General features: G+C 45.8%; 23 protein-coding genes. 16 read left to right on the forward strand and 7 right to left on the reverse strand.

The window, feature by feature from the left end; all coding sequences use genetic code 11:
* Positions 1 to 15: 15 nt before the first annotated feature.
* The 6 genes from UNITIG_RS09255 to UNITIG_RS09280 form a co-directional block, all read right to left on the reverse strand.
* Positions 16 to 1,095 (reverse strand): multicopper oxidase domain-containing protein, encoded by a 1,080-nt coding sequence (locus UNITIG_RS09255; protein WP_101758124.1) that lies wholly within the window; start codon positions 1,093 to 1,095, stop codon positions 16 to 18.
* Positions 1,096 to 1,420: 325 nt separating this feature from the next.
* Positions 1,421 to 2,185 (reverse strand): DUF1223 domain-containing protein, encoded by a 765-nt coding sequence (locus tag UNITIG_RS09260; protein ID WP_101758125.1) that lies wholly within the window; start codon positions 2,183 to 2,185, stop codon positions 1,421 to 1,423.
* Between the two features lie 53 nt (positions 2,186 to 2,238).
* Positions 2,239 to 3,273: a DUF4382 domain-containing protein gene (locus tag UNITIG_RS09265; protein WP_101758126.1), complete on the reverse strand. Its 1,035-nt coding sequence runs from the start codon at positions 3,271 to 3,273 to the stop codon at positions 2,239 to 2,241.
* A 117-nt stretch (positions 3,274 to 3,390) separates the two neighbouring features.
* Positions 3,391 to 3,996 (reverse strand): hypothetical protein, encoded by a 606-nt coding sequence (locus tag UNITIG_RS09270; protein ID WP_101758127.1) that lies wholly within the window; start codon positions 3,994 to 3,996, stop codon positions 3,391 to 3,393.
* Positions 3,997 to 4,126: 130 nt separating this feature from the next.
* On the reverse strand, positions 4,127 to 5,242 hold the full coding sequence (locus UNITIG_RS09275) for an OmpA family protein (RefSeq protein ID WP_101758128.1): 1,116 nt from the start codon (positions 5,240 to 5,242) through the stop codon (positions 4,127 to 4,129).
* Between the two features lie 211 nt (positions 5,243 to 5,453).
* Complete coding sequence (locus UNITIG_RS09280; RefSeq protein ID WP_101758129.1) at positions 5,454 to 6,155, reverse strand: TetR/AcrR family transcriptional regulator; 702 nt, start codon at positions 6,153 to 6,155, stop codon at positions 5,454 to 5,456.
* Here UNITIG_RS09280 and UNITIG_RS09285 point away from each other — a divergent pair.
* Both UNITIG_RS09285 and UNITIG_RS09290 read left to right on the forward strand, forming a co-directional pair.
* Positions 6,154 to 7,122 carry a hypothetical protein gene (locus UNITIG_RS09285; RefSeq protein ID WP_101758130.1) on the forward strand — a complete coding sequence of 323 codons (969 nt, stop codon included), beginning with the start codon at positions 6,154 to 6,156 and terminating at the stop codon, positions 7,120 to 7,122. The genes UNITIG_RS09280 and UNITIG_RS09285 overlap by 2 nt on opposite strands.
* A gap of 774 nt (positions 7,123 to 7,896) precedes the next feature.
* Positions 7,897 to 8,316: a GFA family protein gene (locus UNITIG_RS09290; protein ID WP_101758131.1), complete on the forward strand. Its 420-nt coding sequence runs from the start codon at positions 7,897 to 7,899 to the stop codon at positions 8,314 to 8,316.
* A gap of 22 nt (positions 8,317 to 8,338) precedes the next feature.
* On the opposite strand, the gene UNITIG_RS09295 is transcribed toward UNITIG_RS09290, so the two are convergent.
* Entirely contained in the window at positions 8,339 to 8,722 is a 384-nt protein-coding gene (locus UNITIG_RS09295; RefSeq protein ID WP_101758132.1) for an MAPEG family protein, read from the reverse strand.
* A gap of 189 nt (positions 8,723 to 8,911) precedes the next feature.
* Between UNITIG_RS09295 and UNITIG_RS25540 the strand changes: the two genes are divergently transcribed.
* The 14 genes from UNITIG_RS25540 to UNITIG_RS09360 all read left to right on the forward strand — a co-directional run bounded on the left by UNITIG_RS25540 (position 8,912) and on the right by UNITIG_RS09360 (position 19,871).
* The gene (locus tag UNITIG_RS25540) at positions 8,912 to 9,148 is read left to right on the forward strand and encodes a DUF2892 domain-containing protein (RefSeq protein ID WP_101758133.1); all 237 of its coding nucleotides are present in this window, start codon (positions 8,912 to 8,914) and stop codon (positions 9,146 to 9,148) included.
* A 207-nt stretch (positions 9,149 to 9,355) separates the two neighbouring features.
* Complete coding sequence (locus UNITIG_RS09305) at positions 9,356 to 10,252, forward strand: SDR family NAD(P)-dependent oxidoreductase (protein ID WP_235015330.1); 897 nt, start codon at positions 9,356 to 9,358, stop codon at positions 10,250 to 10,252.
* Between the two features lie 407 nt (positions 10,253 to 10,659).
* Entirely contained in the window at positions 10,660 to 11,850 is a 1,191-nt protein-coding gene (locus tag UNITIG_RS09310; protein ID WP_235015331.1) for an MFS transporter, read from the forward strand.
* Between the two features lie 137 nt (positions 11,851 to 11,987).
* Positions 11,988 to 12,293 (forward strand): hypothetical protein, encoded by a 306-nt coding sequence (locus tag UNITIG_RS09315; protein WP_101758134.1) that lies wholly within the window; start codon positions 11,988 to 11,990, stop codon positions 12,291 to 12,293.
* A 66-nt stretch (positions 12,294 to 12,359) separates the two neighbouring features.
* Positions 12,360 to 13,058 carry a thermostable hemolysin gene (locus UNITIG_RS09320; RefSeq protein WP_101758135.1) on the forward strand — a complete coding sequence of 233 codons (699 nt, stop codon included), beginning with the start codon at positions 12,360 to 12,362 and terminating at the stop codon, positions 13,056 to 13,058.
* Positions 13,055 to 14,569: an AMP-binding protein gene (locus UNITIG_RS09325; protein ID WP_101758136.1), complete on the forward strand. Its 1,515-nt coding sequence runs from the start codon at positions 13,055 to 13,057 to the stop codon at positions 14,567 to 14,569. The genes UNITIG_RS09320 and UNITIG_RS09325 overlap by 4 nt, the downstream gene beginning before the upstream one ends.
* Complete coding sequence (locus UNITIG_RS09330) at positions 14,566 to 15,237, forward strand: TenA family transcriptional regulator (RefSeq protein ID WP_101758137.1); 672 nt, start codon at positions 14,566 to 14,568, stop codon at positions 15,235 to 15,237. The genes UNITIG_RS09325 and UNITIG_RS09330 overlap by 4 nt, the downstream gene beginning before the upstream one ends.
* Before the next feature lie 8 nt (positions 15,238 to 15,245).
* Positions 15,246 to 15,758 carry an SDR family NAD(P)-dependent oxidoreductase gene (locus UNITIG_RS23525; RefSeq protein WP_200821245.1) on the forward strand — a complete coding sequence of 171 codons (513 nt, stop codon included), beginning with the start codon at positions 15,246 to 15,248 and terminating at the stop codon, positions 15,756 to 15,758.
* Positions 15,759 to 15,795: 37 nt separating this feature from the next.
* On the forward strand, positions 15,796 to 16,041 hold the full coding sequence (locus UNITIG_RS23530; protein ID WP_200821246.1) for a hypothetical protein: 246 nt from the start codon (positions 15,796 to 15,798) through the stop codon (positions 16,039 to 16,041).
* Positions 16,042 to 16,051: 10 nt separating this feature from the next.
* Positions 16,052 to 16,729, forward strand: a complete 678-nt coding sequence (locus UNITIG_RS09340; protein WP_101758138.1) for a response regulator transcription factor — start codon at positions 16,052 to 16,054, stop codon at positions 16,727 to 16,729.
* On the forward strand, positions 16,726 to 18,039 hold the full coding sequence (locus tag UNITIG_RS09345; RefSeq protein ID WP_101758139.1) for a cell wall metabolism sensor histidine kinase WalK: 1,314 nt from the start codon (positions 16,726 to 16,728) through the stop codon (positions 18,037 to 18,039). Before UNITIG_RS09340 ends, UNITIG_RS09345 begins: the two co-directional genes overlap by 4 nt.
* Positions 18,040 to 18,043: 4 nt before the next feature.
* Positions 18,044 to 18,364: a cupredoxin domain-containing protein gene (locus UNITIG_RS09350; RefSeq protein ID WP_101758140.1), complete on the forward strand. Its 321-nt coding sequence runs from the start codon at positions 18,044 to 18,046 to the stop codon at positions 18,362 to 18,364.
* 9 nt (positions 18,365 to 18,373) lie between these two features.
* A complete protein-coding gene (locus UNITIG_RS09355) occupies positions 18,374 to 19,156 on the forward strand; it encodes an FTR1 family protein (RefSeq protein ID WP_101758141.1) in 783 nt (260 codons plus the stop codon).
* Positions 19,146 to 19,871, forward strand: a complete 726-nt coding sequence (locus UNITIG_RS09360) for a hypothetical protein (protein WP_200821247.1) — start codon at positions 19,146 to 19,148, stop codon at positions 19,869 to 19,871. The genes UNITIG_RS09355 and UNITIG_RS09360 overlap by 11 nt, the downstream gene beginning before the upstream one ends.

Here is a 19,871-nt window from a genome sequence, read left to right on the forward strand (position 1 = left end):
TGACTACCTTAAGTACTACTTAAGTTTAGCCTTAACGTGATACAACGCCGTCATCCCGGCAGCAATATGATCATTCACATGGCAGTGATACATCCAGGTGCCGGGGTTGTCGATAACCATATCCAGCGTTTTCATTGACGCGGGTAACAACTCAATCACATCAGTGCGATGACCATTATGTAACCCGGTATGGCCATGCCAGTGCGGCGTATGTAAATCCACCTCGGTGCCCAGCGCCAGTAAATGCCAGCGCACGGTTTCTCCTTCGACCATATCCAAACCCGGCAAATTGGCAAATAGATAGCCATTGATGACATGCTTCAAATTGCCTTCTTCGAAATCGTCTTCATTTTTGGGTGCGGCCGCCAAGGTGCGCTGAATATTATCATCCAGATACCAGCTCTCGTTTTCATTCATCACTGTATATAAATTAATAAATTCCCTATCCACATCATTTGGACGGCCATCAGCTGTAGCCATGCCCTTCTCGGTAACTATTATCGCGCCGATCAACCCAGTATTAGAATCCTGAATGCTGCGCACATGGGAGTGATACAACCACACCACCGAGCTATTGTCGGCAGGCCCTGGTCCCGCCGATTCTCGCACCTGCCACTCGTAGGTGTAGGTTTCTCCGGGCATCACCATATCGTCTTTTTTGTCAGCGCCGGTGGTACCGTCATTGGTCATCGCACCTTCATTGGCCTTGGTATAAAACACGCCGTGAGGATGAATACTGTAGTGCCGCGACGCCTGATTTTTAAACACCACTTTAATCGTGTCACCCACTTCGGCGCGGAACAACGGCCCCAATAAACCCAGATGCTGCTCTTCTGGCGGGCGCGGCTTCAAGGTAGAAAACGTGGCATCCGTGTATTCCCGAAATAAAGCTTTTTTATATTGACTGCCAATGGTGCTGTCGGTGGTATCCACAAACACTCGCTGACTCTCCAGCAATGCCATATCCATCATCAGGTTGCGCTTTACCGGCGCATAATCCCAAATCACCTCATCAGCGGCGACATAGTAAAGCCGCTCGACAGCCAGCGCTGATAAAGAAAAAAGAAAGAGGGTAAAGCACAGCAGTGATTTCATGAATAATCCAAGGTTAGTCGTGATAACGCGCAAAGCGCCGCCTATAAATGGACTAAATCATAACATGCCGAGAGTTATTGTTAATATAGATAGTAATGATAATAGTTCGTATTTATAGAAGCCACATCCTTTTGGAAATTAATCATCCAGTTTAGTGGTAGGTTTTTCGTGCCACCCAAAAGCTCTTCTGGGATAACGTAATTGAAACGATTTAGTGATTTGATTGAAGCGGGAGCTAGCTGCGAGCGCGAATCTAAGACATCCAAATCTATTTGATTAGAATGGCTTTTTTCTTTCTTAGTTAGCTAGCGGAAGCAATAAATGACTATGGCGCAGGCAACCAACCGGCCACTGCCTGTAACGGCTTAATAGCGGTGCTGGTACTCACCCAAGCCGCAAGGGCTTGTTGCGTTTGCTGGCGCGCCTTATCTACTTCCGGTAGTTCACCCTGCCATTGCATATCGTTACTCCTGTAGTGCTGCAACGCCAGTACCACAAAATCATGCTTTAACTCACGGCCTTTGTTTTCACCTGCTTTAATATCGGTTGATAAATCAAAACCCAGTATCGCAATTGATAAAGTGGCCACCTGATTAACGCCTGCATTCAATGCTGCAGGATCAAAAGTCGCAGTAAAGGTATTTTGTTTCAGCTGTAGTGATAAATTGCCAGGCCGCTGCTCACTGTCACCACTGCTGAGCTTCGGTAACCGTTGCTGGCGATACCAGCCTTTCCACTCAGCACCATTGACCACAAACCCCGGCGTATAAACCTGACGCACATTACCCTGCCGCGCATGTTGCCGTTGCCGCAAAGAATATTGCGGGCTGGCAAAGCGATCAGGCCAGCCAATGTCATCCCAGTAATCCACATGAAACGCCACAGGAATAATTTTTTGCCAAAGATGCGGGTGATTTTTATAGCCGGATAAAAACGCATCCGCCGGAGGGCAGCTACTGCAACCTTCGGAGGTATACAGTTCAATTAATTGGGTTTGTTGCGGACCGCTATTTAAGCGCAATTCGGCAATACTGTAGTGACTGCACAGCAGCGATAAAAAAGAAACAGATAAAAATCGATGAATGATCATGGCAGCCCCAGCAAGTAATGACTGGGACTGCAAATTATCAAAACCGTTCCGTGTTAATCACCACACTCATCATCACTAACCGGTAAATTACACGTGAGACCACTACCTCCAGTTAAAGTGAGCTCAATAATTTGATCTTCCGGTAGCGGCAATTCCAGCTCGTCAAAGATTTCCGGATCATCATCGGCAGCATTGCAGGAAAACACCAGGGTGTATTCACCCGCCGGTAAAAACGCAAATTTATACTGCCACACGCCGCCGCTTTCGGTTAAACCTTCTGCGATAAAGGGTGCAATCGCACTGGAAGGAACATCGTCATCTTCATCGGGGTCATACATATCAGCCAGATTGGCGACCGTAAGCCCATGGCCTTCATAGAGATACACTACATTGCCGCTGGTAGGCTCGGTTTTTTCATCGCAAGGCGATTCAGTATCAAACAAGTCGCTTGCGACCGTCCCGGACAAAGAAGTATCGCCGGAATTATTCTGAATTCTTACGCCACGGGGTTTTAGGTTGTACTCATCAGGGCCCGGTTTATACACCAGAGACTGACGCAAATTAAATTCGATCGTGAAAGTTTGCTCCACTTCACCCGTTACAGTGAATTTACCTAGTTGCAATTTATCGGAAGGGACTTTGATCAACTTCTGAGTATCATCCAATTCTACAACATAGGAGTTACCTAAATCTTCATCGAGAATTTCCAGAATAATATTGCTGTATTCACCGTCTTCTAATTCCAGCCCTTCAATTACTATGGCCTGATTAGTTCCCTGGAAGTCCAATAAATTAATCTGGATGGTATCTGCGTCAACTACCGGCGGCGTTACATCATCGCTGCTAAAAGTATCTACTACCACATCATCTTCACCACTTTTTCGGAAGATAATACGGTCAATTTCAATCACTACTTCTTTGACATCGTCGACCGGCGCATCAGAGATACCAATTGTCACTTCACCAGGTTCAAGGTCGGGCGGATTACCGTTACCAATGGTAAAACTCTCACCACCGCTACTACCACCGCAGGCACTTAACAAAAGCAGCAAGGCGCTAACGGAGAAAACTTTCATTGTGGTATTCATAACTATTCCGGTGTAGAAAAGGGTTATTATCAGAGGCTTATTATTATTAATCCGAACGATAACAGCAATGGTTTAGCGAGATTTACTGGCAATACACGCTCTATATACTCATATATTTTAAAACGCTACGCTTTTGTAAGGTAAATATGTGTAGTATTTCGGCCGCTGATCCAGCCGAATATGTAACCAATACACCCCCAGCCCGGAAGTACTGACCCATAGAGGCTGTTCACTTAATAATGACTCAATACTCGCGCCTAACTGTTGCCAGTAATCACGCTGCTGAGATGCCAGCCCAGCACGCACAAACTTTGCCAGATGGGTATAGTCCGCATCAGCACTAACCGGCGTCGGCACTACCAAGCGGGCGTCGCCACCCAAATTATCAAAACAAACAACGGTATTTTTAGCTTCGGCACGGGCTGAATTAAAGTAAGGCGCAAACGTAGCAGGGTCACTGCTTACCGTTTTTAAGTCAGGGCTATCCACCAACACACATTCAAAATCGCGATCGATATTCGCCAATGTCAGCGCAGGCAACTCCCAAAAAAAGGCATCAAACTCAACAGCAGCCATTAGCTGATTATAAAATTCACAAAATTGCGGATTACATTGCCACAGCTGCAATACCTGCCTGAAACTCAGCACCTGCCCAACTTGAAGTAGTTGATAGTGCTGCACACTGCCTTGCTGCAGCGATTGTTGTCGAAACTGCCAACTCATTGCTCTTTCATCACTCTTGCTTCTCTAATCACAGCATGGCTATTGACGCTGATTTCACTCATAAAAAAAGCAGCCCGCTTTCGCTAAGGCTGCTTTTCAAAATGGCTGGCTAAATCTGGTAGAACCAAGCCTAGTTCTGACGAATTTTTGCTACTACGCGGCGGTTAGCTGCACGACCTTCAGCCGTAGCATTGTCGGCAATAGGACGCTCTTCACCAAAACCAGCTGAAGACAAGCGTGATCTATCAATCCCGTATTTGTCCCCAAGAAATTTAGCTACCGCAGCAGCACGACGCTGGGACAAGCCTTTGTTATACACATCAGAGCCAGAACTATCAGTATGCCCTTCAATCACCACACTGGTATTACTGTGCGCGCGTAAATACGCGACCACTTTGTCCACTGCTGCCTGGTCATAATCTTCAACGCGCTCGCTGTCATGGGCAAAACGCAAAGACAAATCCAAAGCGACACCCGCTTCCGGTACCAGAATACAACCATCGGCGTTTACTTCAGCGCCAGCGGGTGTACTCAAACAACGGTCCTTGCTATCAGCAACACCATCTTTATCACCATCGCCGTCAACTACTTCGACACAACCCACACTATTAACGACTGCACCAGCAGCAGAATTAGGGCATTGATCTTTGCCATTGACCACACCGTCTTTATCGTCATCTTTAACTACCGGTGCTGCTGGCATCGCTTTTGGTGCCGCACTGCTGCTGCCAAATGCATAGCTCAAGCCGATATTAATCAACCTATCATTAAAGCTATCATCCAGACTGTGAATTGCCCGCGCGTCCGCACGCAATGACCAGTTATCATTGAAAAGGTAGCGCACACCGGCACCGATATTGATTTGTGTTTCCTTGTCATCACCACTATTTGAATCAAACTCTGCGTGGCCGACACCGCCGAGTACAAAGGGCTGCAATTGCTCACTCTGACCACTAAAATAATACAAGCCATCAATATAGTACTGGCTTAAATCTACATCCGGACCAAAATCACTTTTGGTACCGGTGTCCAGATAGCGCAATTCGGACGCCCAGCTATCGTTGTAACGGTATTCTCCACCAATAGAAAGCGTTGTGTCATTACCCAGATCGCGTTCAGCATCCAAATTCTGGTGTCCAATCGCAGGATTAATATACCAGCGACCATCGTTTTCGGCTTGCACAAGTGTTGCCATTGTCAAACACACGCCTGTTAGCAAAACTGTTTTGATTTTTCTTGTATCCATTTAGACTCCCCCACTCACTGTCGTGAATTGCTTATAAAATTGTCGGCGTAGTTTAGCACCCATTATCATAAAGGAAACACCTTAACCGAATCCATTTCAGCACTGTCTTTATTCACAACCCAACCCCTTTAGCCTGGGCTCAAAAATTTTAGTGTTGCACTGACTATGAAATAAATTACCCCCCATTCATTCGCAAGCGCTTATTAATCAACTAAATTTGCAAGCCCCGCCAGATAAGATCAACCAATAAACTGACCCGCTTTTGTGCGCTACGACGACCGCCTGCGTCCTGAATAATACCGTCCGAGCTATCCACCAAAATAGCAGCGATGGCATCGGCACTGCCTCCATGCAGCGACAAGTCTAATTCGCCCTGCTGCTCCGCTGCGGTTAATAAACTCGCCACCCGCTTCACAAAACGCTTATTGGCACTGGCACCCACCGTACCAATAGCCCGATGACTTTCATCAATGAGTTCACGCCCGTGCGGGCCATAATCCAGCATTTCAAAAAACCAGACTAAACGAGCATCAATAATGGCGTGTAAATGTTGATAGTGCGATTGCTGCTCACTGGCTGCGGCAATAATAGCGGCGGCGACTTTGTCGTGGGCTTGCTGGCTTAAGGCTTTAAACACTGCCTCTTTATTGCGGTAGTACTTATACAAGGCGGTGCGAGACAAGCCCGCCGCCGAAGCGATATCCGACATGGACGTCCGCTGATAACCAAAATGGGTAAAACACTCCAAAGCCGCCGCTAATATCAAGCCGTCATTGGGACCAGTGCTGGTTTTTATAGCTGGGTCTGCATTCATCCGTGCAGTATAACCAAAATTGACAAGGTTTACACTTTTGTATAATGTGTAAACCCTTGTCGGCGTCCAGCCCTTACCATAATCAACAGGTGTTTCCATGAGCGAGAAAAAGCCCAGTCAATTTCAACAAACCATTAGCGGTGAGTGGCACGGCACACCGTCATTATTTGAACCTGACGGCACTCACGTCGGCTGGAATAAAATCAGCCGCGAAAGTTCGTTTGATAACGGCCGCACCACGTACTGGATGAAAACCGGGATCGACGCAACCGGCGAATTACGTCACCGTTTTGATATCCCGACCAAATTTAGTTTCGGCGTTATTGATAGCGATAAAAACCGCGTCTACACCGGGCCGGATTTTGTGGGTAGCGGCCGCCCCTTTGGTACGCTGGTTGATTCCTACTACTACTCACCAGGATGGAATGTCAATCTACGCACCGTCAATCAAATTGTTCCGGAAATGGGTATCCAGGCCTACTCTTCACAAATGTTTGAGGCTGACACATTGATTTGTGTGTTCAACGGTTTATACATCAATACCCCAACCGATGATAAAAGTCCCGCCACGCTACAAAAAATTGAAGACTGGCAAACCAAGGAGCGGGCACAAGGTGGTAATCAATTTGTATTACCCCCCAAAAATGCCGGCGTGTGGCGGGGTGAATTTCAGGTCTATAACAACCAACAGGAATTCGTTGGCACTAATCAGGTGACCATTACTCACAAGCCGATTAACTTATTGCACTCTGAACAAACCATAACCATTGAAGGCGTTATTAATCGTACCTTTACCGCCTTGCGTACCCGCAATAAAAACCGCTATCAATTCCATGGCCCTGATGTCCATGGTAATGCCACCACCTATGGTCGCTATTTGTATGCCACTCGCCACTTCTACGGAGAGCCGGGACATATGTGGTCACGTGAAATTATGAGCGACGATGAAAATACACTGATCTGCGCGTGGCAGTTTTTCGATTCCGGTTTACCGCAGTATATGACCCATGGAGTATTACGCTGGGAAGAAGGTGAAAAAGTGTTGGATGCACAATACATAGATTAATCACGGTACAAAATTTGTACCGGCAAGCAGCTATTGGCACCTGACTTGCTACCACTACACTATCAACGCCAAGCACTCCACTGTTAGCGTTGTACTTCCTGAAAGCCGTTGGGAAGTGGTAACAGCTTGGTGCGCTACTGATTGTTTTGCACCACTATTGCGCCCCCGATGAGCAATAGCGACTGTTACAACCTCTTTAAGCGCCAACATTTGTTGGCGCTTTTTTTATTGTAAAAATTCACACTTACATAGATTACCTGCTCGATAAGGTCATTACACTTTTATTAAAAGATACTAAAAAAGCGTGTTTTTAGCGCATTTTTAGCTATTTCTGATACAAAAATTACGAATAACACCCTGTTCACTTGAGAACCAAAAAACAATAAAGCCATGGTCGCCCCATATAAAAAACGTTAGGCATCAGTAAAGTTAATTTAAGCCTGTCATATTCGCGCTTATTGGCATCACCTTTGCAATAGGTAAAGTGTTATCGTATTTTCCCCCGAATCTATGGATAACCTCCCTGTTGCAGCCAGGGAGTAGTAACAGTTAGTGTGCATGAGATTTTCGATTGCACTGATCGCGCCCGACTCGCGGTCAAATTGTTACACCTTTTGAGCGTCAGCCCCAGGGCTGGCGTTTTTTTTTGCCATTCTCTTTAGCAACAAAGACTATCTACCCACTGACTTAGCAGCTTAAATCCACGCTTTATACTTCAGCGCCCTAGCTGCTACTATTGATCCTTACCAGATACGTTACTGAGAGAATGCCGCTATGCCTACCTACCCACAATCAGGTCGCTGTCAGTGCGATGCCATACAATATCAGGTTGATGAGCCTTTTTTATTTCAGGTCCAATGTCATTGCAACGATTGCCAAAAGTACTCCGCCACCGCGTTCGGTATTTCGGCATTTATTCCACAAACATCATTCCACATAACCAAAGGCACCCCAAAAAAATGGTCGCGACCAGCTGATAGTGGCGGCACAGTCGATTGTTATTTCTGTGGTGAGTGCGGCAACAGGATCTATCACCACAACCCTAATAAACCGGAGCTGATCAAATTGAAGCCGGGGACGCTGGATGATGTATCAGTGATACAACCGCAAATGCATGTGTGGGTTCGTAGCAAGCAACCCTGGGTAGAGATTCCGGCAGGGGTTGAACAACACCAAACCCAACCGGAGTTTTGAAAACACTCTTAATAAAAGGGTATTACAAAGCAGCCATGACTGTGCCATAGACAGCACCGCCCAATAGACCCAATGTCGCCAGAAAACCGATCACAAAACCAATCGCACGTTTATTAGGGTCAGCCATATAGCCTTTGCAATAAAGCGCCCGGCCAATAATAAAAGCCACGCCCAATCCTGCGCCAATGGTGGTACTGATATAAGTGCCAAACAACCACAAGCAAGGGATAACAACGACCATTTGTTCCAGCGTATTCATTTGAACCCGAATAGCCCGCTCCAGCTTAGGGTCACCCGTCATCTGTGGGGCCTGAATCCCACTCTTGCCCCGCGCCATCCCTACCAGCATCATAAAGACATAGTATTCCAACAAAATTAAACTTATTACCGCCGCGATCAAAGCCATCTTTTTACCCCGTTATTATCAGTTATGATTAAAGCGCTGGCAGTATCGACGCAAAGCCTGCAACTAACAAGGCTGTATTATTAGAAATTCTTGCCCATCAGGCCTACTATTAAAGTTACAGTGTCATCTGAAATCCATTACCCAGCGTATAGTTAGAATCGTCAAGCTCTATCAATATTACAGGTAACTATGATCAATCAAAATCTGGGCATCATCGAACGCATCATCAGGCTATTGCTTTGCGGCGTGCTTACTATATGGCTGTTTAGCCAAAATCAATTTGGCCCGCTGGAGTGGCTGCTAACCGTTTGCGCGATCTTCCTAAGCTTGAATACGCTATTTGCTCGCTGCTATCTATGGCATCTACTCGGTATCAACACCTGCAGCGACGATATGAATAACTGTAATAAAGTTCACTGTGACTAACGCCACTCGACAGATTATCTATTTTCGACCAGTTGCGATAATGTCACCACTCTACACTGCTGTTTTTCATTGTCAGATTTATTAATAGGATGCTTTTGTGAACCAAATTTCCCCCCGCCTTAATCGCCGCCGCTTTTTACATTACGCTATCGCCAGCATCGCAGCCTTTGCCCACTTGCGCGGCTGGGGGCAAACACCCAACCCCCCATGGGTATGTTTGGAGAAGATTCTACCGCCGAAGAAGTCACAGCAGGCTTAGACCTGAGCGGTAAAACCGCTTTGGTTACCGGTGCCAACTCCGGCCTGGGATTTGAAACTGCACGGGTATTATCGCTACGCGGTGCCCATGTGATTGCCGTGGCACGCACGCTGGAAAAAGCCAACACCGCTTGCGCCAGTTTCAGCGGCCCCACCACTGCAGTCGCCTGTGAGCTCAGTGATTTTGATTCAGTGGTCGCCTGTAGCCAGCAAGTACAAGCTTTGAATAAACCGATAGACATGTTGATTTGCAATGCTGGCATTATGGAGTTGCCGGAACTGGAACAGGTCTACGGCCTGGAAAGACAATTCGTAGTAAACTACCTCGGGCACTTCTTATTAACTCAAAAATTATTGCCCCAAGTACAAGCTGCAGAGCAAGGCCGGTTGATTATGTTAGGGAGCGGCCGCTATAAATCGGCTCCCGCTGAAGGCATTCAGTTCGATAATTTATCCGGCGAAAAAAATTACGATCCACTGACCGCCTATGGTCAATCTAAACTAGCAATGTCACTGTTTGCCCGTGAACTTTCCGTTCGCTTGGGCACTAGCACAACAACGGCCAATTCCGTATTGCCCGGGGTGATCATGACCAACCTTGGCCGCCACATGCCTACCAGTAAAATCATTATGGCTAAATTGATGGGCTGGACCTTTATGAAATCAGTCGAAGCTGGCGCTGCCACCACTTGCTTTACCGCCACCCACCCCAGCCTGGCCAAAGTATCAGGACATGTTTTTAAAGATTGTAACCCCTATACCCCCGAAGGCCCGCATATGAATGATGCCGAACTATCTGCCAAACTGTGGGATACATCAATGGAGTTGCTGCAACAATATTTATAATTTTTTCCTGAATTTTATAATTGCGCGTTGACATGTTTTTAATCAAGGCGCATTATCTGCTCCTCGCTGTTAGCGCAGCAAAATGATTACACGTAATACAACAACACTTTAAACAGACTTTAGTCATGAAAACTCTGAACCGAATTTATCAATCAATGCGCGTCACTGCACTGGGTAAACCCTGTGTGCATGCGTATGTATTTGTTCGTTTCCGGAGCCTAACTAACTAATTCGTTTTTAGATTATTTAAAAAGCCTCCGAGGATCAGAACCCGGAGGCTTTTTTCGTTATACCCCTTTCGATTTTTTCTCCCTTCCGATTCTCGTGGCATTGATTGCACAGTTTTATGTATGGGAGATCGTCCGGTGGAACAGGGACTGCACAAAAATCTAATAAATATTTATCTCATGGCGTTTTTTCAAAATGCCATGATTATCACTGCCGTATTTGTGCCGCTAATGCAGCGTCACGGCTTAAGCATGGCCGAAGTATTACAAACCCAAGCCTGGTTTGCCTTGATCATCGCTATTTGCGAAGTACCCAGCGGCTATCTGGCTGATTGCTGGGGCCGTAAAAATACTATTCAAGTGGGTGCGCTATTATGCCTACTCGCTTTTGGCTGGTTAATTCACGCTGACAGTTTTGCCGATTTTGTTATCTATGAAATTATAATGGCACTCGGTATCAGCCTTAATTCCGGCGCGGATTTAGCGTTACTTTACGATAGCCAAAGCTGGCTCAACCGGAGTAAAAAAATCCAATACCACGGTGATAATAGCCAGCATATTACCCGATTGGTTTCGATAGAAGGGTTTGCCGGTGGCTTTGCCGCGTTGCTTGCCGGGCTATTAACGCTATGGTCACTGGACTGGGTACTGTGGGCACAGGCTTTCATTAGCGTGCTGGCATTGTGGTTTGCACTCAACCTGGTGGAAGTGCCAAAAATTATTACCCAACACAACCATAGTGAAAATTTTGGCAAGGTAAAAAAAGCACTAATGCAGGATCCACTCGTATGGTGGACAGCTATCGCTATTATTATTTTTAGCCTATCTGCGTTGTTGACGTTTTGGTTGTACCAAAAATATTGGGAGCTGCAAGGTATACCGCTGCATTGGTTTGGTTACCTGTGGGCAACCCACTGTTTGGTTCGCGCGTTGTCAGCGCGCTATGCCTGCGATATAGAGCAATGGTTAGGCGCACGCAATGTGTTCATCATAATTGCACTGCTACCGATTATAGGTTTAATCGCTATGGGGAGCATTGGCGGCTGGCTGGGTTTGGCACTGGGCTTAACCGTGCCACTGAGCCGCGGTTTGAGCTTGGTCGTGTTTTATGACGCGCTAAATAAAAGGCTGGATGCCGAGTTTCGTGCCACGGTTAATTCATTAGTGAGTTTAGGTGTCAGGGGTTTATTTATTATTAGCGGCCCCATCCTCGGTTTACTGGTGGATTATCAAGGCGTGCAACAGAGCTTGCTATGGTTAGCGCTGATTTTTTTGCCGCTCTTTTGTCTGGTATTGATTAAGCTGCTGACCCATATCCGCCAGCAGCCGGTGACAGACATAACAGAGAGCGCAGTATTGGCAGAGCAGTAAATTAATCATTAGATTTAGTTTACTTGCTCTGCGCAATCGCAGCTCGCCGCCCTACAGCCCCATTTAATTGAGTTGAAAATTGAGAACATAATGAAAAAGTCGCCTTTAAACCCATGTCATTCCATTAAAATACGGGTATGGGCACCGACGGCAGCGCTAACTGGACGCAACAACAACGCTGCACCGAAAAAGCGTTAGCAGCGTTGGCCACTAGGTCTGGCTTGCTTACCTTTAGTGACCGCTCGGCGTTTATTCGTCCAACTACCGAACAAGCCAATATTGTCCATCACCTCGGCGAATTAATGTTACGGCCAGGTGCAGTGGTGGTAAGCGCTGAGGAATTAGGTCAGGTAGCCCGCACCCGGGAACTAGCCATATGTTTAATTGGACGGGTTATCTGCTCGATTACTGCCAACTTTGTCACAAAAAAGCACAAGCTCTAGCCGCATAAGCTTCCCTTAAGTTTTGCCCTCTAGACTGCTCCTTAATCGCTAACCAAGGAGTGAACTATGTATCCCAAACTCAGCACTCGTACAGCACCTCAACGCTGCTTTGCCAATCAAGCCGGTGAATGGCCATTACTGCAGTACTGTAATTTTAATGACCTAAGCCGGGAAAAACTCGAGCAGTACATCGCCCAGATTTTTCATACCAGTTACGGGGCCAGAATATTCGACTACTTGCCTTTATTATTATCACTACAAACTGATGGCCAGATCACTGCCGCCCTCGGTCTACGTAGCGCGGCACATGAAACCTTATTAAGTGAGCGCTATCTGCATTGCTCCGCTGAACAAATCATTGAACAATGCCACGACCAAACCGTCCAACGCCAACATATTATCGAACTTGGCAATCTGGTCGGATCAACGCCAGGCCACAGTGCCGTGTTATATCTATTGGCCGTCGCCGCCATGGAACAAGCTGGCTACCAATACTTATTATTTACAGCCAACCAAAAAGTACGCGCCTCAATTAACCGCTGTGGCTTCACCCCAATCGTTATCTCCGCTGCCAGAGCTGAATGTCTGGGTACCCAGGCAGAACGCTGGGGCAGCTACTATGATGGCGATCCACAGGTGATGTTAGCCGAAGTCAAACTCACAATGGCCCAAGCTAATGCACAACCCGCAATGCGTAAACAACTGCAACATTATCAATCATCCATTTTTGCCCTGGCGCAATTTCTCGCGGAACAATTTGTATGAATGAACTGTTAACAACATTACAACAACGGGCTACCCAACGCCCGCTGGACGTAGTGCTTATCGGCCCGGATGGCGACATTAACGCCGCCACTTTATGGTCACAGATCCAGGATACTTATCTGCAGTTATTAGCCGTCGATGCCAGAGTTATCGGCCTGTATGCTGAAAATACTCCGCTGTGGATAGTTATTGACCTTGCTTGCCAGTTAGCGCAAATACCCCTGATTCCATTACCGATTTTTTTTAGCTCAGCACAATTACAAAAGATTATTACCAGTGCAGCTGTCGATTTACTGCTATGCAGTAACACCATGCAAACACAGCTGAGCCAGAAAATCCCTGACCTTATCTTCTCCGACCAAATCATCGCAGGTATTTCCAGTGTTCAACTGCTGCCCACACACTCTGCACAGCGACCTGAAGGTACCGAGAAAATCACCTTTACTTCAGGCTCCACAGGCGACCCTAAAGGAGTTTGCTTATCATCAAGCCAGTGCCTGAATGTCGCCCAATCCCTAGCGAATAGCATCGCCGTTGATAAACCTCGTCACCTTTGTGTATTGCCTTTAGCGACCTTGCTTGAAAATATTGGCGGGGTTTATATGCCGTTGCTTGCCGATGGTTGCATCGTAGTAATGCCGGGCACCGAACTCGGCCTGCAGGGTAGTTCAGGAATTGATCCCACAGTATTTCTTGCTGCTATTAATAAGTACCAACCCAATACGCTCATTTTAATTCCGCAAATGTTAATCCTGCTTGATGAAGCACTGGCTAATGGCTGGTTGGCACCGGACAGTTTGCGCTATGTAGCTGTGGGCGGAGCTAAAATTTCAGCCCGTCTTATTGAACGGGTTAGAAATCAGGGGCTACCTATTTACGAGGGTTACGGCTTATCCGAGTGCGCCTCGGTAGTGTCACTTAACACACCAAACACTAATAAATTTGGCAGCAGTGGTAAATTATTAGCACATCTTCGTGCGCATGTAGAAGCTGATGAAATTATTATTAGTGGCAACTCATTTCTTGGCTATCTTAACCAACCAAACAGCTGGAATATGACATCAGTCGCTACCGGCGATATTGGTCACATTGATAAAGACGGCTACATCTATATTTCTGGTCGTCTAAAAAATGAAATTATTAGTAGTTATGGTCGCAACATTAGTCCTGAATGGGTGGAAAGTGAATTACTCGCAGATAATAATTTAGCTCAAGCTATCATTATTGGTGATGCCAAACCCTGCTGCAGCGCATTACTATTTCCGCGCAACCCTACTATTAAAGACCAGCAAATCCAACTACTCATCAACAAGGTTAATCGGCAGCTGCCAGACTACGCCAAAATCGGCCACTGGCTGCGCTTATCTTCGCCTCTTACTTACGCCAATGGCTTGTTGACAGAGAATGGCCGCCCGCGCCGGCAAAAAATCATAGAAGCCTTTGCTGAAGATATTGAGGAATTATATTCATCTATTCAAAACCCGTTAAAAATTGGAGTAAATTGCCTATGAGTTTTTACCAGACCTTAATCGCCGCAACTCAAAATGAGCGCGAATACTTGCTCAGCTCGCCGCTGGTACATGAAGCAGTAAACGGCAATATGAGCCGCGAGCACTACGTCGCCTTTTTAAATCAAGCCTATCACCACGTTAAACATACTACCCCTTTATTAATGGCTGCTGGCTCACGCATTCCAGGCAATAAAGAATGGCTACGCAACGCTCTCGCTGAATATATTGAAGAAGAGTTAGGCCATCAGGAATGGGTACTAAACGATATCACTGCCTGCGGTTTTGATGCCGAGAAAGCCCGTCAAAGTACACCTAATCGTGCTACCGAACTGATGGTTGCTTATGCCTATCACATTATTGAACGCGTTAATCCGATAGGCTTTTTCGGCATGGTTCATGTACTGGAGGGCACCAGTATTACTGTTGCCGATAATGCCGCCAAAGGTATTATCCAAGCTACTGGACTGCCGGAAAAAGCCTTCAGTTATTTACGCTCACACGGCGCTTTAGATATTGAGCATGTCGCTTTTTTTAAAAACCTGATGAATAAAATTGAGGACAAAGAAGATCAAAAACTGATTATTCATTGTGCTAAAAACTTCTATCATCTTTATGCTGATGTCTACCGCAGTATAGCCCCGGAACAAGCTTCACCGCTTGCGGCCTAGGATTAATTATGAATCTAAATGGAAAAACCTGTCTATTAACCGGTGCCAGCGGCGGTATCGGTGCCGCCATTGCTACGGCACTGGATAAAGCTGGCGCAAGGCTTATTCTGGTTGGACGAAATCAATCAAATTTAAACGTACTGATGGAAAATTTATCGGGAAAACATCATACGGCCATTGCTGCTGACCTCGGCACAGATCAAGGAATTGATCAAATTCATCAGGCCTGCACTGACGGTATTGATTATTTAATTAATAATGCAGGGGTGAACTATTTCGGTTTATTACCTGAACAAAGTGCGCAGCAGCTTCGACAAATGCTCGAGATTAATGTGCTAGCGCCCATGTTACTCATCCAGTCACTGCTACCTACATTAACTACCAACGCTGCCACCATTGTTAATATCGGTTCTGGCTTCGGCAGTATCGGTTTTGCCGGTTACTGTGGTTACAGTGCCAGCAAATTTGCATTACGCGGGTTTACTGAGTCACTGCGTCGTGAACTCGCAGATACAAAATGACTGTACTTTATTTAGCCCCCGCGCTACTGCTACTGAAATGAATTCTGAAGCAGTCATAGCGATGAATAATGAGCTGGGCAATGTCATGGATACACCAGAGCGTGTGGCAGCAGAACTGATGACGCTACTCTCCGGCACGCAAAAAAATCGCTACATTGGTTGGCCAGAGCGATTTTTCATTAAACTCAATAGTGTATTACCCTCACTGGTTGATAAAGCATTGTCAAAACAGCTGCCTATTATTCGACGACAAGCACTAGCGACACAGGATAATCACCGCTAATATCGACACTATGCGAATTTTACTGGTAGAAGATGATCCCTCCCTTGGCGTCGGCCTGAAAGATGCGCTGAGCCATGAAGGCTTTGTGATTAACCTCGTCACTAGCGGCAGCGAGGCACTGGCTGCTATTCGTGCCGAGGCCCCTGACATCTTAGTACTGGATCTCGGATTACCTGACATGGATGGACTTGAAGTACTAACGAAAATAAAACAACAAACAGCAAACATCCCGGTAATGGTGCTTACTGCGAGATCTGATCTAAATGACAAGATTAACGGTTTGGATAAAGGCGCCGATGATTATCTGGCCAAACCTTTTGAGATCAAAGAGCTGGCAGCCCGGCTACGGGTGTTTGAACGTCGCTTAGCCACTGCCACATCAAGCACCATTATTATTGGTAATGTTAAGCTGGATACCGCTTCTCACTCTGTCACCGTTAATGACGAACTAATAGATTTTTCTCGCCGGGAATTTATGTTACTAAAATCGTTGATGGAAAATGCTGGCAAAGTATTAACCCGGGATGCATTAGAAACCCGCTTATACAGCTGGGGCGAAGAAGTTGCCAGCAATGCTATCGAAGTCCATATACATCACCTTAGAAAAAAACTGCCAGATCATTTAATAAAAACGGTTCGCGGCATTGGCTATACCGTTACAAAACCCGGCACCACTCCTCGCGCATGAATACCATCCGCATATATCTGTCAATTATGTTAGTCGCTGCCTTTACCTTGATTTCTTTTTTGGCAGCACTGAATGGTTATCGAGCCAGCATGGAAGAGGCTGAAAACCTAATGGATTTACAGCTCAAAAACACCAGCAACATCCTATTATTACTGTCAGAAAATACCACCCCCAGTATCATGGACGTAACTGCCAATAGTCCTTTTTCTTTTCAACTATGGCATAACGATAAATTACTATTGCGCTCCCCATTAGCACCTGAAACCATGATTAACACTGCTGAAAATGGTTTTAGTTACAGTAACTTTTCTGGTTATCGTTGGCGAACCTTAAACCTAAGCAATGAAGAAAATTATCATGTCATCGTAGCAGAGCGTGCTGATTTACGTCATCTATTTGCTGAGAAAGTGGTATTGGAATCTATTTTTCCGTTAATTCTCTGGCTGCCTATTTCAGCGCTGCTAGTCTGGTTTTTAATTGGTGTAGGTTTAAGGCCACTCCGCAATCTCAGTGAACAAATTAATCTCAAACGTAGCGAAGACCTTCACCCAATAGATTATTACAACCCACCAAAAGAGTTAGTCCAGTTAATTGACTCAACAAATTCTTTACTGGCTCGTCTCAGTGCTTCATTCGAACGAGAAAAACACTTTGCGGCTCATGCCGCCCATGAACTGCGCACTCCAATCAGCATCCTAAAAGTCCATATGCATAATCTTGCTACTGAACTATCCACCGATAATACCAGCCTGACGCATGCCAACGCAGGTATAGAAAGGATGCAACATTTGGTGGAACAGATTCTCGACCTAAACCGCAGCAACCCGGAAATATTAGAAGCTGACTTCCAAACACTGGATTTACATGCACTACTGAAACGGATAACAGCCAACGCCTGGCCAATGTTTGCTGAAAAAAATCAAAATATTTCGCTTCTTGGCGAGCCTGTTAGCATAATGGGCGACGAAAGCATGCTCGAGATATTGGCCCAGAATCTATTGGATAATGCCAGTAAATACACCCCTAATGAAGGTGATATCGAAATTTATACCGGCATCGATAATGATAAAGCCGTACTAAAAATCATCGACTCTGGCAAAGGTATTCCGGCTGATAAACTCACCCAAGTATTCCAGCGTTTCTATCGGATCACCGACCACGACAGCAAAGATGTTACCGGTTCTGGACTAGGGCTTGCGATCGTGCAACAAATTGTAAAACTGCACAGTGCGGATATACAACTAACTGCAGGTCATAAAAATTATGGGCTGAGTGTCCAGATTTATTTTCCACTGAGTGGGGAACATTGACTTCATGCACCGACTAATACTCATACCTCTTATTGTATATAGCCTTGTCAGCCTGGCCGATAAACCGGTATTCGAGATTGATATTCGCGACCATTTATTTATTCCCGCCGAAATCACGATTCCAGCACAGACCAAAGTTAGACTGGTAATTAATAACCGCGATCAAACCCCCGAAGAATTTGAAAGCTACGAATTAAACCGGGAAAAAGTCATTATGGGAGGGCGCAAAGCCAATATTTTTATAGGCCCCCTGGAACCTGGAACATACCCTTTTTTTGGTGAATTTAATCCAAAAACCGCACAAGGCAAGGTTACTGTGAAATGAGTCTTTCCGATGTTAATTAGCTCAGTCATTCTGGTTTTACGCGAAGTGTTGGAAGCGGCTATTTTAATAAGCGTTTTACTAGCCTTATCCGCTAACTCTCGATTTAACTTTCGCTGGCTTTGGTACGCTACCCCTTTTGCACTCTGCGGTAGCTTACTCTATGCCACCTCACTGGATACTATCACTGATGCTTTAGATGGAGCTGGTCAGGAAGTTACTAACGCCAGCCTGCAACTAATTGTCTTTCTATTAATTCTTATCATTGTAGCTGCCAACCCCGTGAAAAATATTGCATCGCGGCATTGGATAAAAAAACTCATGTCCCTTGCTGTTGCCTGCGCACTTATCCGGGAAGGCTCAGAAATTTATATTTATATTACTGGCTTTTCCAGTGCCGAAGCATTGCGCACGGCAGTCTTTACCGGCAGCGCCATTGGAGCCAGTATCGGTATTAGCCTGGGTATACTCTTATTTTCAATATTGCGGATTCAAACAACCATTCGCTGTAACCAGCTATGCCTATTGCTTTTGACTTTTATCGGCGCAGGCATGGTAATGCAGGCTACCATACTACTTGAACAAGCCGACTGGATACCCGCCAGCAAGGCATTATGGGACAGCTCAAATCTTTTAGATGAGCAGTCAGTGACGGGGGAATTACTGTATGCCGTATTTGGTTATGAATCTACACCCTCGTTGATTCAGGTAATTATTTATTGTCTAAGCTTCATCAGCATTATTAGTGCCTGGTTTTATGCCGCCACACCCAAGAGTACAACGAATGTTTTATAGATTATATTTTGCCCAACGATTTATTTTTTGTCTGTTAATGTTTACCCCCGTGTTAGTTATTGCTGATGGTTCAGGCATCGATAAAATTTACCACCCCTATGTAGAATTATTGGAATGGGAGGTCGAATGGCGCGGCACTCAGGAAAACCGAAACCCTGAATCCAATGAAACTCGCCTCCAGCAGCAAAAACTTGGTATAGGCAAAGCTCTTGCAGATCGATTATTTGTAGAAGCTTATTTCATTGGCGAAGGCAGTAGCGACGAAAGTTTAGCCTTATCGGCCTATGAATTGGAGCTATTGCTGCAGCTGTCAGAACAGGGGGAATACTTTGCGGATTATGGCCTACTCATTGAGTTAGAGAAAAAAGACGCTTTAAATATTTGGGAGTTGGCAACACAGTTTTTACTTGAAAAGGAGCTTGGAAAATTTAGCGCTACTGCCAATATAGGGCTTATCTATGAGTGGGGCAACGATATTGAGGATGAGTGGGAAACCTCGCTGGCACTACAACTGCGTTATCGTCAATCCCCCCGTTTTGAACCGGCTCTGGAACTCTATATTGCTGAGGATACCCAGGCTATAGGACCGGTTCTATTGGGTATGGAAAAACTCGGAAGCGGTAAAGCCTTGCGCTGGGAAGTAGGCACCATTTTTGGATTAAGTCAGGAGACCGCTGACTACACTTTACGGGCCGCTTTAGAGTACGAATTTTAG

Origin of the sequence: Oceanicoccus sp. KOV_DT_Chl (genome assembly GCF_900120175.1) — a bacterium.
GTDB lineage: Bacteria > Pseudomonadota > Gammaproteobacteria > Pseudomonadales > Dasaniaceae > Oceanicoccus.

What these genes read in the sequence shown, in the direction of transcription:
- UNITIG_RS09255 (WP_101758124.1), bottom strand. Translation starts at nt 1,095, where the DNA reads ATGAAATCACTGCTGTGCTTTACCCTCTTTCTTTTTTCTTTATCAGCG.
- UNITIG_RS09260 (WP_101758125.1), bottom strand. Translation starts at nt 2,185, where the DNA reads ATGATCATTCATCGATTTTTATCTGTTTCTTTTTTATCGCTGCTGTGC.
- UNITIG_RS09265 (WP_101758126.1), bottom strand. Translation starts at nt 3,273, where the DNA reads ATGAATACCACAATGAAAGTTTTCTCCGTTAGCGCCTTGCTGCTTTTG.
- UNITIG_RS09270 (WP_101758127.1), bottom strand. Translation starts at nt 3,996, where the DNA reads ATGAGTTGGCAGTTTCGACAACAATCGCTGCAGCAAGGCAGTGTGCAG.
- UNITIG_RS09275 (WP_101758128.1), bottom strand. Translation starts at nt 5,242, where the DNA reads ATGGATACAAGAAAAATCAAAACAGTTTTGCTAACAGGCGTGTGTTTG.
- UNITIG_RS09285 (WP_101758130.1), top strand. Translation starts at nt 6,154, where the DNA reads ATGAGCGAGAAAAAGCCCAGTCAATTTCAACAAACCATTAGCGGTGAG.
- UNITIG_RS09280 (WP_101758129.1), bottom strand. Translation starts at nt 6,155, where the DNA reads ATGGAAACACCTGTTGATTATGGTAAGGGCTGGACGCCGACAAGGGTT.
- UNITIG_RS09290 (WP_101758131.1), top strand. Translation starts at nt 7,897, where the DNA reads ATGCCTACCTACCCACAATCAGGTCGCTGTCAGTGCGATGCCATACAA.
- UNITIG_RS09295 (WP_101758132.1), bottom strand. Translation starts at nt 8,722, where the DNA reads ATGGCTTTGATCGCGGCGGTAATAAGTTTAATTTTGTTGGAATACTAT.
- UNITIG_RS25540 (WP_101758133.1), top strand. Translation starts at nt 8,912, where the DNA reads ATGATCAATCAAAATCTGGGCATCATCGAACGCATCATCAGGCTATTG.
- UNITIG_RS09305 (WP_235015330.1), top strand. Translation starts at nt 9,356, where the DNA reads ATGGGTATGTTTGGAGAAGATTCTACCGCCGAAGAAGTCACAGCAGGC.
- UNITIG_RS09310 (WP_235015331.1), top strand. Translation starts at nt 10,660, where the DNA reads ATGGCGTTTTTTCAAAATGCCATGATTATCACTGCCGTATTTGTGCCG.
- UNITIG_RS09315 (WP_101758134.1), top strand. Translation starts at nt 11,988, where the DNA reads ATGGGCACCGACGGCAGCGCTAACTGGACGCAACAACAACGCTGCACC.
- UNITIG_RS09320 (WP_101758135.1), top strand. Translation starts at nt 12,360, where the DNA reads ATGTATCCCAAACTCAGCACTCGTACAGCACCTCAACGCTGCTTTGCC.
- UNITIG_RS09325 (WP_101758136.1), top strand. Translation starts at nt 13,055, where the DNA reads ATGAATGAACTGTTAACAACATTACAACAACGGGCTACCCAACGCCCG.
- UNITIG_RS09330 (WP_101758137.1), top strand. Translation starts at nt 14,566, where the DNA reads ATGAGTTTTTACCAGACCTTAATCGCCGCAACTCAAAATGAGCGCGAA.
- UNITIG_RS23525 (WP_200821245.1), top strand. Translation starts at nt 15,246, where the DNA reads ATGAATCTAAATGGAAAAACCTGTCTATTAACCGGTGCCAGCGGCGGT.
- UNITIG_RS23530 (WP_200821246.1), top strand. Translation starts at nt 15,796, where the DNA reads ATGAATTCTGAAGCAGTCATAGCGATGAATAATGAGCTGGGCAATGTC.
- UNITIG_RS09340 (WP_101758138.1), top strand. Translation starts at nt 16,052, where the DNA reads ATGCGAATTTTACTGGTAGAAGATGATCCCTCCCTTGGCGTCGGCCTG.
- UNITIG_RS09345 (WP_101758139.1), top strand. Translation starts at nt 16,726, where the DNA reads ATGAATACCATCCGCATATATCTGTCAATTATGTTAGTCGCTGCCTTT.
- UNITIG_RS09350 (WP_101758140.1), top strand. Translation starts at nt 18,044, where the DNA reads ATGCACCGACTAATACTCATACCTCTTATTGTATATAGCCTTGTCAGC.
- UNITIG_RS09355 (WP_101758141.1), top strand. Translation starts at nt 18,374, where the DNA reads ATGTTAATTAGCTCAGTCATTCTGGTTTTACGCGAAGTGTTGGAAGCG.
- UNITIG_RS09360 (WP_200821247.1), top strand. Translation starts at nt 19,146, where the DNA reads ATGTTTTATAGATTATATTTTGCCCAACGATTTATTTTTTGTCTGTTA.